The organism is Sulfoacidibacillus thermotolerans (assembly GCF_003144315.1).
Taxonomy (GTDB): domain Bacteria; phylum Bacillota; class Bacilli; order Alicyclobacillales; family SLC66; genus Sulfoacidibacillus; species Sulfoacidibacillus thermotolerans.
Genome location: NZ_MPDK01000004.1, coordinates 106,512 through 118,692 on the forward strand (window position 1 = coordinate 106,512; position 12,181 = coordinate 118,692).

10 protein-coding genes, 3 tRNA genes and 1 other annotated feature are annotated in these 12,181 nt (G+C 45.4%); of the genes, 10 read left to right on the top strand and 3 right to left on the bottom strand.

The features are described from left to right. Positions 1–13: 13 nt before the first annotated feature. The 3 genes from BM613_RS03980 to BM613_RS03990 form a co-directional block, all read right to left on the bottom strand. Positions 14–847, bottom strand: a complete 834-nt coding sequence (locus BM613_RS03980) for a carbohydrate ABC transporter permease (RefSeq protein WP_109429880.1) — start codon at positions 845–847, stop codon at positions 14–16. Further along, the gene (locus BM613_RS03985; protein ID WP_109429881.1) at positions 847–1,827 is read right to left on the bottom strand and encodes a carbohydrate ABC transporter permease; all 981 of its coding nucleotides are present in this window, start codon (positions 1,825–1,827) and stop codon (positions 847–849) included. The genes BM613_RS03980 and BM613_RS03985 overlap by 1 nt, the downstream gene beginning before the upstream one ends. A 137-nt stretch (positions 1,828–1,964) precedes the next feature. After that, a complete protein-coding gene (locus BM613_RS03990) occupies positions 1,965–3,272 on the bottom strand; it encodes an ABC transporter substrate-binding protein (protein WP_109429931.1) in 1,308 nt (435 codons plus the stop codon). Between the two features lie 547 nt (positions 3,273–3,819). Between BM613_RS03990 and BM613_RS03995 the strand changes: the two genes are divergently transcribed. The 10 genes from BM613_RS03995 to hflX all read left to right on the top strand — a co-directional run bounded on the left by BM613_RS03995 (position 3,820) and on the right by hflX (position 12,180). Further along, positions 3,820–4,158, top strand: coding sequence for a hypothetical protein (locus tag BM613_RS03995; protein ID WP_109429882.1), 339 nt, complete (start codon positions 3,820–3,822; stop codon positions 4,156–4,158). Between the two features lie 129 nt (positions 4,159–4,287). Then, positions 4,288–4,363 (top strand) — tRNA-Ala (locus BM613_RS04000). A 54-nt stretch (positions 4,364–4,417) separates the two neighbouring features. After that, positions 4,418–4,492, top strand: a tRNA-Asn gene (locus BM613_RS04005). A gap of 7 nt (positions 4,493–4,499) precedes the next feature. Further along, positions 4,500–4,593, top strand: a tRNA-Ser gene (locus BM613_RS04010). A gap of 62 nt (positions 4,594–4,655) precedes the next feature. Continuing rightward, positions 4,656–4,858, top strand: a binding site (T-box leader). 42 nt (positions 4,859–4,900) lie between these two features. Continuing rightward, complete coding sequence (leuS, locus tag BM613_RS04015; RefSeq protein ID WP_109429883.1) at positions 4,901–7,324, top strand: leucine--tRNA ligase; 2,424 nt, start codon at positions 4,901–4,903, stop codon at positions 7,322–7,324. Between the two features lie 36 nt (positions 7,325–7,360). Further along, on the top strand, positions 7,361–8,236 hold the full coding sequence (gene dapF / locus BM613_RS04020) for a diaminopimelate epimerase (protein WP_109429884.1): 876 nt from the start codon (positions 7,361–7,363) through the stop codon (positions 8,234–8,236). Next, on the top strand, positions 8,233–9,114 hold the full coding sequence (locus BM613_RS04025) for a DMT family transporter (protein ID WP_109429885.1): 882 nt from the start codon (positions 8,233–8,235) through the stop codon (positions 9,112–9,114). Before dapF ends, BM613_RS04025 begins: the two co-directional genes overlap by 4 nt. A gap of 57 nt (positions 9,115–9,171) precedes the next feature. Continuing rightward, positions 9,172–10,293, top strand: a complete 1,122-nt coding sequence (locus tag BM613_RS04030) for an AAA family ATPase (RefSeq protein ID WP_181362876.1) — start codon at positions 9,172–9,174, stop codon at positions 10,291–10,293. Next, a complete protein-coding gene (locus tag BM613_RS04035) occupies positions 10,241–10,876 on the top strand; it encodes a GTPase domain-containing protein (protein ID WP_109429886.1) in 636 nt (211 codons plus the stop codon). Before BM613_RS04030 ends, BM613_RS04035 begins: the two co-directional genes overlap by 53 nt. 11 nt (positions 10,877–10,887) lie before the next feature. Next, entirely contained in the window at positions 10,888–12,180 is a 1,293-nt protein-coding gene (hflX, locus tag BM613_RS04040) for a GTPase HflX (RefSeq protein WP_109429887.1), read from the top strand. Position 12,181 lies beyond the last annotated feature (1 nt).

Genomic DNA, 12,181 nt, shown 5'->3' on the forward strand with positions numbered 1-12,181 from the left:
AGTTTGTAGGAGATCATCCTTTTACAGATCCCGCTAGAAGGCCTCTTACAAAGTACTTTCCTAGAAAAATGTATACAATCAATGTCGGAAGTGATGCGAGTAGAGCACTTGCCATTTGAACGTTCCACTGTACAGTCTGACTTCCTGCAATATTGACTAGTGCGACTGTGACTGGTTGGTTAGGTGGGTTTGTCAAAGAAACTGCAAATAGGAAATTATTCCAAACTTGAGTAAACTGCCAAATGCCCGTGACGACAAAACCAGGGATTGAAAGTGGTAAAATAATGTGACGAAAAATCCCCCAATATCCGACCCCGTCAATTTTTCCGGATTCAATAATTTCCATAGGAATCGCCGAATAAAAATTCTTGAAAATTAAAGTAGTAATTGGAATTCCATAAATGCTGTGTACAAGGATGAGACCAGCAATCGTATTGTACAATCCAATCGAATCGAGTACGCGCAATAATGGAATCAACACACTTTGGTAGGGGATAAACATACCAAAAAGAATAATGAAGAAAACGACATTGGAACCTCTAAACTTCCATTTTGATAGTGCATAGCCATTTAGTGAACCGATTAGTGATGAGATGATGGTTGCAGGAATGGCTAATTCAATACTGTTTCCAAAGTTTGGACCTAATTGATTCCAAGCGGATTGAATACTTGCAAAGCTTGGATGAACAGGAAGTGACCACATGTGTGACAGGCTGATGGCTGCGTTATCTTTTAGACTAGTGATGACAACGACATAAATGGGGACAAGGTAAAGCAATGCCAGCACAACCAACAACAAGTACAACAGGGTCCGGTTGATCCTCCGCAGTACGAGGCGCAATTCCATTATTCGTCTTCCCCCTGCTTCAACGTCGAAATGAGATACGGAACGATAAAGGCTGCCATAATAAGAAGGAGAACGACAGAGATTGCAGCCCCTTGGGCAAATTGGTTACCTTGGAAGGTGGTTTGAAACATATTCATACTCGGCATATCGGTGACAAATTCCTGCCCAGGACCCGTCATTGCGTAAATGAGTCCAAATACTTTCAATGACGCAGCTGTTAAAATAATGATCACAGTTGTTGTCGTCGCGCGCAGCTGCGGTAAAATAATCGACCAAAAAATGCGCCACGATCCTGCTCCATCAATGCGTGCAGCTTCCTTAATATCGTCTGATATTCCTCGTAATCCAGCCAAATAAACAGCCATTGCAAAACCTGACATCTGCCAAACAGCCGCGATTAAAACGGCAAGTAAGGCGAGTGGAATGCCAATTTGAATTTGTCCTACAGTAATGTTTGGAACGATCGTCGTACTTAAAAACCAAGAGGGAAGATGCTTCCATCCCATCGCTTTTAGTACAAGATTAACACCGGTTTCGGGGTTGAGTATCCACGACCAAATGACCCCTGTGACAACAAAGGAAACTGCCATTGGAAAGATAAAAATACTCCGAAAAAGACTTTCCGCCTTAACCTTTTGATCAATTAGGATTGCTAAAAACAATCCAATAACTATACAAGAGATGATAAACAAAATGGTAAATACAACAATATTACGCAAATCCGACTGAAAGCGAAATGTTTCAAAAACTAAAAAATAATTTTTTAGCCCTGCAAACGAGAAATCTGGTATAAAGCTATTCCAGTTTGTGAGTGAGACGTATCCAGTCCAAAAAATAAAACCATAGACAAATACACCAAGTAAAATAATGGATGGTGCAAGCGTTGTAATTGAAAAAAAGTGATCCCACGAAATCTTGGAATGTTTTCTCAATTTTGTTGTGCGCTGTGTCTGCTTGAGTGGTACGGTTTCGCTTTTCATTCATGTCCTCCTATGCCTCTGCGTCCGCCCCGTGCATCCGACATTCTCGGATGTAGAACAACGATAGCAAGAAGAGTGACAAAATCGGCGACGATACCGATTTTGTCAGCTCAAGATTGCGTGCAACAGAGGGTGAGTTAGCTAAGCGGATTGGCTTGTGCTGCGCTGTTGACCGCGGAGACAAACTGATTTACGTTATGGTTTGTCACAAAAATCTCCATTGCATTATTTACTGCATTTGTAAATCCGGGATTTGCTCCGCCTTGGCCAATGACAAGAACCAACGGATCCTTTTTATAAGATGCCATTGCGGAACGAGAATAGGCATCGTATAGTGAGGTATTTGCATCTAGCCGCGGAGAGAAGGTTCCTTTTAGCGGATTGAAGACGTCTTGCCCTTTTTCAGAGCCAAGAACTTTTAAGAAATCAAGAGTTGGCGTATCGTTTTTCAATTTTGCAGGCAATCCAAAAACGTCGGTTACAGCTGCAAAGACTCCTTGGGTTCCTGGAGTAGGCGCCCAACCAAAGCCTGTTCCCGGAGTTAGATGTAAATCTGTCGTAAAGTAACCCTGTGCCCAGTCGCCTTGTACGTTCATAGCTGCTTTGCCTTCTGCGACGAGTTGGTCAGCCTGTTGCCAGTGTAGCGCCGAATAATCCGGATTAGCATAGCTCAACATCTTCGCAAACGTCTGCGATGCAGCAACCACTCCAGGAGAATTCCAAGATGCTTTGCCATCGAGGAGTTGGTTGTATTCGTTTACTCCGACCGTGCCGAGCAACACATCACTCCAGAGCAGTGTAGCTTCCCAGTTGCCGTGGTTGGCTAAAGCGAGTGGTGTAATGCCGTGTTGTTTTAAAATTGCAGCATCAGCAAAGAATTGTGAAAAAGTAGTAGGAGGCGTCAGATTGTATTTGTGGAAGATACTTGGATTATACCAAAGTACGTTGGCGCGTTGCATGTCGACGGGTACAGCGTAAATTTTGCCGTTTACAGTCAACAAATTAAGAAGTGATTGTGGGAAAGCATGATACCATCCTTGTTGTTGATACAAGGAATTCAGAGGTTGCATATCGCCTGCTTGAATCCACGATAACAAGGATCCATTTCCACCGTGTACTTGGAATGTTCCAGGAGGATTTCCTGCTTCCATACGGCTCGCTAAAACAGCTTTTGCATTTGAGCCAGCTCCACCTGCAACTGCTTCATTTACTACTTGGACGTTAGGATACTGCTGATTGAAAACGCCAATTAGGGATTTAAGAGCTTTACTACTAGCAACTCCAGTCCACCAACTGAAGATTTGCAACTGCTGACCACTTGCAGATTGGGTAGTTGGAGTCGTCCCGGATGATGCTGGCGCTGCTCCCTGGCTACCACATCCTGTGAGTGCGATCGAACCAAGTGCTGCGACCGCAGCAAGACTTACGCCCATTTTCTTTTTCATTTGCACAATGATACCCCCTTATTTTTGTACCTAGTTACATTACAATGAGACTACAAAACTGTCAAAACTATAGTCGCAGTGACTGCGCGGTCCTCGTGTCCCCATTTTAAAATTGAGAAGCGCTTACAATGGAGCACTACTAACCTCGCATAAAATCTTTGTTTTTACAATATACTAACTCAATCGTTTGTGCAACTATTAATTTCGTGCTTATCACATAGTTTAACATAAAAGTGTTCGGTTATGTGAGAAAAATAGTTTTGCTGTGTGTCGCGCGCACGCTCGTAAGCGGCTTAAGCTAATAGCAGAAAAAGCGGTAAAAGAGGGATGGCTAAGTGTTGTTGAAAATCGCACAGATGTAGAGTAAATCGCACAATCATGTGAGAGTCGATTGCTGTGTTTATTAAAGTAATGAACTATGTTTGCTGGGTGGCTATTTTAGAGAGTGCGAGCGACACTCGGTGTGATGATCGTAGAATGAGAGAAGGAGTTGCATCTCGCGATGTGATCGTTACAATGTGAGGAGTATAAGGGAGGAACGTAATCGGTGGCTGTTCTTCAAGCGATTTTCATTCGCGTTGCGATAGGGTTTTCCATTGCTGCAGTTGGTACGCTTGTTTCACTAGTGACTGGGAATTGGCGGATTGAATATGATTGGTTTGGCATGCTAGGCATGATTTTGCTTGGAGCGGCGAGTATTCCCTTATTTACGACGAGTTCGCGAAAGTATATTTCCACACAAAGGAAAATCGCGAAAGAGCCACTTCATGATGCCGTGCAAATTCAGAATGGAAATGAGATTCACCTGGCGGTCACACTTTTTTTGATTGGCGCAATCAATTTTTTAGTCCCCATTATCATTTACTATGGGTTTCACCCCAAATGAAGATCTGCGGCGGGAGAGTATCGCCGGGGGACTTTTGTTGCGAGAGCTAATTTTGTTTTTAGACAGATCGTTTTTAACTGAAGCTCTTGCATTCTTTTTTGAGTTGTGATATTCTACAACAGTCAGTTCGGGGATATAGCTCAGCTGGTAGAGCACCTGCCTTGCACGCAGGGGGTCAGCGGTTCGAATCCGCTTATCTCCACCATGATCAATTTTTAAAGGCATGGAGTTATCTAGTCGAATGGATTGATCTTTTTATTCCTCGATAGCTCAGCGGTAGAGCATCCGGCTGTTAACCGGAGGGTCGTAGGTTCGAATCCTACTCGGGGAGCCATTTTTATGGAGTGATGGCCGAGTTGGTCGAAGGCGCTCGCCTGCTAAGCGAGTATACGCTTTAAAGGCGTATCGAGGGTTCGAATCCCTCTCACTCCGCCAGACTTACTTATGAAAGATTGCCCTTGTGCAATCTTTTTGTTATATTATGACGATAAAATGCAATATGAGCGATGAAGGGGAAAAGTAACCTGAGGAGTGCGAGGCAGAGAGTTGGCGGGTGGTGCGAGCCAAGTGCGCAGCGCAGGTGAAGCTCGCCCTGGAGCAAGGCGGGTAGTCTCTCTATCGACTAATTGAGCGAAGAATAGTTTTTTTAAAGAAGCTGTTCTTAAGCAGGGTGGTACCGCGAGAAACTCTCGCCCCTGTACGGGGGTGGGGGTTTTTGTATTTTTAAGGGGGCGATTGCGCAATGAATTATGATGCAAAAACAATTGAGGCAAAATGGCAATCTTATTGGGAAGAAACTGGGCGTGACCGTGCCTTGGAGACATCGCAACGGCCTAAATATTACTGTCTTGACATGTTTCCGTACCCTTCTGGTTCAGGGTTGCACGTGGGGCATTGGCGAGGATATGTGTTGTCTGATGTTTGGAGTCGCTATAAGCGCTTAAATGGCTATGAAGTCTTGCATCCGATGGGGTGGGATGCTTTTGGACTTCCTGCAGAAAATGATGCAATCAAAAAAGGGATTCATCCAACGGTAGGGACTGCGCGCAATATTGCGAATTTTAAAGAGCAATTAAAGCGCATGGGTGCGATGTTTGATTGGAGTCGCGAAATCAATACTAGTTCACCTGAATATTATAAATGGACACAGTGGATTTTTCTTCAATTGTTTGATATGGGATTGGCTTATCGCAAAGAAATGCCTATTAATTGGTGTCCGAGTTGCAAAACTGGACTTGCAAATGAAGAAGTGGTAGATGGCGCTTGTGAGCGCTGTGGAACACCAGTGACTAAACGCAACATGAATCAATGGATGTTGCGAATCACGGATTATGCGGAACGTCTTCTCAATGATCTAGACGATCTGGATTGGCCAGAAAAAGTGAAAAAAATGCAGGCAAATTGGATTGGTCGCAGTGAAGGTGCGGAACTTTCATTTGAATTGCATGGCCTAGAGAAGCGCCTCGCGGTGTTTACGACGCGACCAGATACATTGTATGGGGTCACATACATGGTGTTGGCGCCGGAACATCCGCTTGTTTCGGAGCTGACAACACCACAACAGCAACAAGCTGTATCTGAGTATGTAACACAGACACTCGCGAAATCGCAGTTGGCGCGTCAACGTGTAGATAAAACAAAGACAGGGGTATTTACGGGAGGATATGCTGTACATCCTTTGACAGGCGAATTGTTGCCGATTTGGATTGCTGATTATGTACTAATGGATTATGGGACAGGGGCAATTATGGCTGTTCCTGCACACGATCAACGCGACTTTGAGTTTGCGCGGCAATTTCAGTTGCCAGTGCGGCGCGTGATCAAAATGGCTGGAGTGCAAGAGGTTTCTGAACAAAATATGCAAGAGGCAGATGTCAGAGACGGCACCTTGATGAATTCAGGACCTTATGATGGACTTACAGTTGAAGAAGCAAAACGAAACGTCGTTTTAGATCTTGAGGCCAAGGGAATTGCGAAACGAACGGTGGGATACAAGTTGCGCGACTGGGTGTTTGCGCGTCAACGTTATTGGGGTGAACCCATTCCTGTCGTACATTGTGAGCGTTGCGGAATTGTCCCTGTAAAGGAAGAAGATCTTCCCGTTTTATTGCCAGATGTTGAGCGCTATGAACCCACTGGTACTGGGGAGTCGCCGCTTGCTGCAATTGAATCGTTTGTGCAGACGACTTGTCCAAAATGTAAGGGTCCAGCAAAACGTGAAACGGATACGATGCCGCAGTGGGCAGGATCTTGTTGGTACTTTTTGCGTTTTGCGGATCCACATAATGCAGAACGTCTATTTGATCGTGAAAAAGTAGATTATTGGCTGCCTGTGGACATGTATATTGGGGGTGTCGAGCATGCGGTACTGCACTTGCTCTATGCACGGTTTTTTACGAAAGTTTTATACGATCGCAAGGTAATTGGATTTCATGAACCGTTTGTTCGATTATTTAATCAAGGAATGATGACCTTACACGGCGCAAAGATGTCAAAATCGAAGGGAAATGTAGTGAGTCCGGAGGAATTAGTCGAGAAGTACGGGACTGATACGTTACGTATGTACGAATTGTTTGTTGGGCCTCCTGAAGTGGATGCGGAGTGGAATCCACGTGCGATCGAAGGAGTGCACCGTTTCTTGGCCCGCACCTATCGATTGATCGTCGATGCGGCAGCGCAAATGCAAAAGCAGGAATCGCGGTCACTCGGAAAGCTTCGGCATCGTTTTGTGCAGCAAGTAACTGAACGTATTGAAGGGTTTCGATTTAATACGGTTGTAAGTGCATTTATGGAATATGTTGCGGCCTTGTCAGAACAAAGTGAGACACTAGACCAAAAAACATTAGATACGCTGGTGATTTGTTTGGCGCCACTTGCACCGCACTTGGCTGAAGAGTGTTGGAGAATAATAGGGAATCAAGGTTCCGTCTTTGATGCTTCGTGGCCAGAGGTTGACGAACGCTATTTAGTGGATGATACTGTCGTAATTGTAGTGCAGATCAATGGGAAGATACGTGACCGAATTGAGGTGGCCCGCGAGACAGAACAAGAACAAGTTCGGGAGCGGGTATTTGCTAGTCCGTCGGTCCAAACTGCAATTGCGGATAAAACAATAGTAAAGGAAGTATATGTTCCGGGTAAAATTTTTAATCTTGTTGTCCGCTAATGGGCGGAAAAGTCTGTACGGTGGGAGAGGTGCATGATGAAGTTTGCAAAAATGCATGGACTTGGGAATAACTATATCTATGTGAATCTATGGGACACCTTGATAGAGGAAAAGGAATTTGCTCCACTTGCGGTGGCTGTGTCAAACGTGAATACAGGCATTGGCTCGGATGGAATGATTACGATGGGGCCCTCGCACATTGCAGATGCGCGCATGCGTATTTTTAATGAAGATGGTTCAGAGGGAGAAAATTGCGGGAATGGACTGCGCTGTGTGGGAAAGTATTTATACGAAAAAGGGATCGTTCCAAAAGAGCGTTTAACGGTAGAAACAAAGGGCGGGCTGATGTACTTAGAGCTGCATTTGAATGAAGCGGGCGATGTCGTTGAAGAAGTAACTGTCGACATGGGTGAGCCGCGTTTGCGCAGGGAGCAGTTGCCTGTACTTGGCGGAGCGCCAGATGAGCAGGCGTTGTTACAGCCGATTGAAGTAGGTGGGGAAATGTTTCAATTTACGGGTGTATCTATGGGAAATCCGCATGCAGTCATTTTTGTCGATGACGCGACAAAAATTGACGTTGCGGGTATTGGACCAAAATTGGAACATCATCCTCTCTTTCCAGAACGCGTAAATGTTGAGTTTGTCACGGCAAAAAATGATCGCGAATTAGATTTTCGAGTATGGGAACGCGGTTCTGGGATCACGATGGCATGTGGCACAGGTGCCTGTGCTGCCGTAGTTGCAGGTGTGTTGACAAACCGTTTGCAACGCGGGGAAACCGTAGTGGTTCACCTTTTAGGTGGGGATCTAAGCATTCGCTGGGGGCACGATGGGCATGTGTATATGCGTGGACCTGCCGCATGGATTTGTGAAGGTGAATGGTTAGGTGACGGTGGTTCTAAGCGAGGATGAAAACTTGGGCTCCCTATCTCGTGCTTTTAGTCGTGAGTGCAATTTGGGGCGCTCACGCTGTGGTGGGGGTGGCAGCGTTGCGGGCTTTAAGCCCGCTTGCTTTATCTGCATGGCGGTATGCTTTTACCGCTGTGCTGTTTGCGCCTGCACTCGTCGCTGCTGCCAAGCGCCTGCACCACTTAACGTTGTCTGATGGTTTGCTGTTGCTCATTGCGAGTTTATCTTCTGCTGTGTTTTATCCGCTTTTCTATTATCGGTCATTAGCGGTGCTTCCACCTGTTGAATCCCTGTTAATTGTCAATGCAGCCCCTGTCTTAACTGCTCTCTTTGCCTACTTCTTTTATCGTGAACGGCTTTCTAAGCGACAAGTGATAGGTCTTGTCATTGCGCTGTTGGGGGTTGTGGTCATCAGTTTACAAGCGGCGACGCGAGGGACCCAGAGTTTAGAGGTTATTTTTGACGCAGTGATTGGTACAGCAGCGTTTGCACTCTACAGTGTTGTATCGCGAAAATTGTACATGCGTTTACCGCTATTTGATGTACTCGCAGTGACTTCATTTGTGGGTGCGATTTTCTTGTGGTTGATTGTGCTTTTTACACACACTTGGTCTGTTGCAACCGCGCTTGAAACACTCCGTGTCGGAGAATGGTTAAGTCTTCTGTTTATTGTTTTATTTGTAAGTACAATTGCGTATATTTTATATGGGTTTGGTTTAGCAAGGGTTCCTGGAGCTGTTTCCGCAGCGCTTACATTTTATCCACAGCCGCTTTTTGCAGCGATCTTGCAGTGGATTTGGCTTGGCAAGGCAGTGACTTTGCTCACTGTCATTGGGGGTGCGATTATTCTTACGGGGAGTTTTGTATTGCGGCGTTCCTAGGCATTCACCTATATTCAAGGATGTGCGTATACTGACAGCACTCCGGGTAAGCGGGTGATGACTTTGCAGTGGGGACGTTCACCAATTGATGAAACCAAGACCGATGCAATTTTAGATCGATTTGCACGAGGCAAACTGAACCTATTTGCTTCGTTAGATCAACTGCGCCAAGTCTATGAAGGGCGTTTGAATCGCAAAAAGGTTACACAAACAGATTTTTTCAATGGATATGTGTCAACTCAAACGCGCGAAGGGGATAAAGTGACGCAGGGTATGGCGTTTGATGCGTATTGTGCCGAGGGATCTTTTGATCCACTGCAACACAAAGAAAAACTACTTGCTCCTCTTCATGCGTTGATTGGTTTGACTGAAGTAAAGCGCACAATCGACGAATTGTATGCTTATCTCGTCGTCCAGGGATTGCGTAGACAAGCAGGATTAAAATTAAATCAGACAGTTTTGCACATGATTTTTTCAGGTCGGCCAGGAACCGGGAAAACAACGGTAGCGCGATTACTTGGACCTGTTTTACGTGCACTTGGAGTATTGTCGCGAGGACACGTCGTTGAAGTGGAACGTGCTGATCTTGTGGGTGAGTATATTGGGCATACTGCACAAAAAACGCGTGCACTGTTAGAGCAGGCGATGGGAGGAATCTTATTTATTGACGAGGCGTATGCGATTGCACGAGGCGGCGAGAAGGATTTTGGACGTGAAGCAATTGATACGCTTGTCAAAGGGATTGAGGATCGAAATCGTGATTTAGTGGTAATCCTTGCAGGGTATGAGATGGAAATGAAGTATTTTTTGTCGGTTAACCCGGGATTATCTTCCCGTTTTCCATTGCATGTTTTTTTTCCAGATTACTCTGTACAGGAGTTAGTGCAGATTGCTTCTGCAATGATTCGAGAGCGCCAGTATCATCTAGCGCCAGATGGTCTTGTCAGTTTACGTCAGCAGCTGCGCAAAGAACAGATGCAAGCGGAATTTAGTAATGCTCGTACGGTGCGTAATTTGGTGGAGCGAGCGATTCGTAAGCAAGCCGTGCGAGTTTTAGAACAGAAGGAACAAACGCGTCAAGATCTAATGACTCTCATCGGCTCTGACTTTCGAGGGGAGGTAGACCATGAATCAATGCCTAGTGATTGGGCAACGGGGAGTTGGAAAAACCTACCTTAGCTTTCGCCTTGCGCAGTCCTGTGGAATGAAGTCCGTATTTGTTTTGCGAGAATGGGAAGATGGTCATTGTACCGAACATGTGCTAGATGTACAACAAACGCTTCAAGCACTCGATGCGGGAGAGTCGCATCATTTTGAGCTGCAGACAATTGGCATTGGGATGAGTGAGACCATGGCACAACGAGCCTTGTTGTTTGATTCAGTCGGGTTATCGGAAGAATCAGCGTTTTCGTCTGAAATGCGTTCTGGTATGGTTAAAACACAAAAATTGCTTATTACGAGTGATTCTATATGCCATGTAATCGATGCAACCTCTCTGAATGAGCAGGGGTTGTCGCCAATTGATAAAAAAATCAACTTACTTGCGCATGCACGCAAAGTTCCCTACGTGTTAGTAGTAGCGAAAGTCGACCTATTGACAGCTCGGCGCAAACGCCGTCTAGAGGGAATGTTGCGACACGAAAAAATTTTTTTTACTTCCGCGAAGTGGAATCGTGGCCTAGGGGCCTTAAAACATTTTATTGAAAAGGAAAACAGAGAAAACTATGCCTATTCGTTCTTGAGTAGGGGGGGATCAATCTGAAGTTTTATGACATGAATGAGGATGTACAACCACTACGAGCAATTTTAGTGCACGTGTTTCGTCCTGTAGATTCCGAAGCGTTGCGCAATCATATGCGTGAGGAATTGAACAATTTAACGCACAGTGTTTCTGTCGTGGTCGTGGGGGAAATAGAACAAATCCTTCATGAAGAACAGGCACGTACACTAATTGGTAAGGGGAAACTTCAGGAGCTTTGTGCTGTTGCTGAGGCGAAATCGGCTTCTCTCATTATTTTTGGAACAGAATTAACGGGCAGTCAATTACGTAATTTGGAAGACACGTGTAAAATGCGCGTGATCGATCGCACCCAGTTGATTCTTGACATCTTTGCAAAGCGTGCCCGCAGTTTTGAAGGAAAAGCGCAGGTGCGACTGGCTGAACTCTCTTATTTGTTCCCGCGCTTACAGGGGCAGGGGACTGCGTTATCTCGTCTTGGGGGTGGAATTGGAACCCGCGGACCAGGAGAGACCAAACTGGAATTAGACCGCAGAACCATCCGTAAGGAAATTGCGAAATTGCGGGGGATTGTCGCTGCGGCTGGCAAACGAAGATCTGAACTCAGGCGCCGTAGGCGCCGACAGGGAGTGTACACTGTTGGCATCGTAGGATATACAAATGCCGGGAAAACGACGTTATTGGCGAATTTAGCTAAACGTTACGGAGAAAAGGGCTTGCATGCTGGACAAAATCGCTTATTCGACACTTTGGATCCGACGTCAAGACGAATTGTGTTTTTACGACGGACGCTTGTTGTGACAGATACGGTGGGCTTTATTCGGGATTTGCCACATCATTTGATTGATGCGTTTCGTGCAACTTTGGAGGAGACGCTCGATGCCGACGTACTTGTTCATGTGATTGATGCGTCCTCTCCGTTTCGCGAGGAAGAAATGCATACCGTCTATGAAGTGATTAATGGGATTTTAAAAACACATGTTCCGATCATTAGTATCTTTAATAAGATGGATCGGATGGATGTACACGTTTTTGACGTTCTACATGATCCGCTGGCAAATCGCGTGATTCGTGGTTCTGTGCTTGAGTTAACAACGCTTGAGGAAGTTTTATTTGCTATTGACCAACTCATAGGACAGCGAGTTCCTTTACAACTACAGATTCCTTCAGATCGCGGTGATATTGTGGCCTTGGCTTATCAGTTTGGACAAGTCGAGCAGTTACACGAGCGAGAGAATCATGTGGTGATTGATTTGCAAGTTGATGAAAAAGAGGCGTGGCATTTTGCTGAATTTCTACTTCCTTACGCGGATTCTTTGGAGGATTAAC

Bases quoted from the DNA above. Each gene is read 5' to 3' on its own strand.
- BM613_RS03980 (WP_109429880.1), bottom strand. From the start codon at position 847: ATGGAATTGCGCCTCGTACTGCGGAGGATCAACCGGACCCTGTTGTAC.
- BM613_RS03985 (WP_109429881.1), bottom strand. From the start codon at position 1,827: ATGAAAAGCGAAACCGTACCACTCAAGCAGACACAGCGCACAACAAAA.
- BM613_RS03990 (WP_109429931.1), bottom strand. From the start codon at position 3,272: ATGAAAAAGAAAATGGGCGTAAGTCTTGCTGCGGTCGCAGCACTTGGT.
- leuS (WP_109429883.1), top strand. From the start codon at position 4,901: ATGAATTATGATGCAAAAACAATTGAGGCAAAATGGCAATCTTATTGG.
- dapF (WP_109429884.1), top strand. From the start codon at position 7,361: ATGAAGTTTGCAAAAATGCATGGACTTGGGAATAACTATATCTATGTG.
- BM613_RS04025 (WP_109429885.1), top strand. From the start codon at position 8,233: ATGAAAACTTGGGCTCCCTATCTCGTGCTTTTAGTCGTGAGTGCAATT.
- BM613_RS04030 (WP_181362876.1), top strand. From the start codon at position 9,172: ATGACTTTGCAGTGGGGACGTTCACCAATTGATGAAACCAAGACCGAT.
- BM613_RS04035 (WP_109429886.1), top strand. From the start codon at position 10,241: ATGAATCAATGCCTAGTGATTGGGCAACGGGGAGTTGGAAAAACCTAC.
- hflX (WP_109429887.1), top strand. From the start codon at position 10,888: ATGAATGAGGATGTACAACCACTACGAGCAATTTTAGTGCACGTGTTT.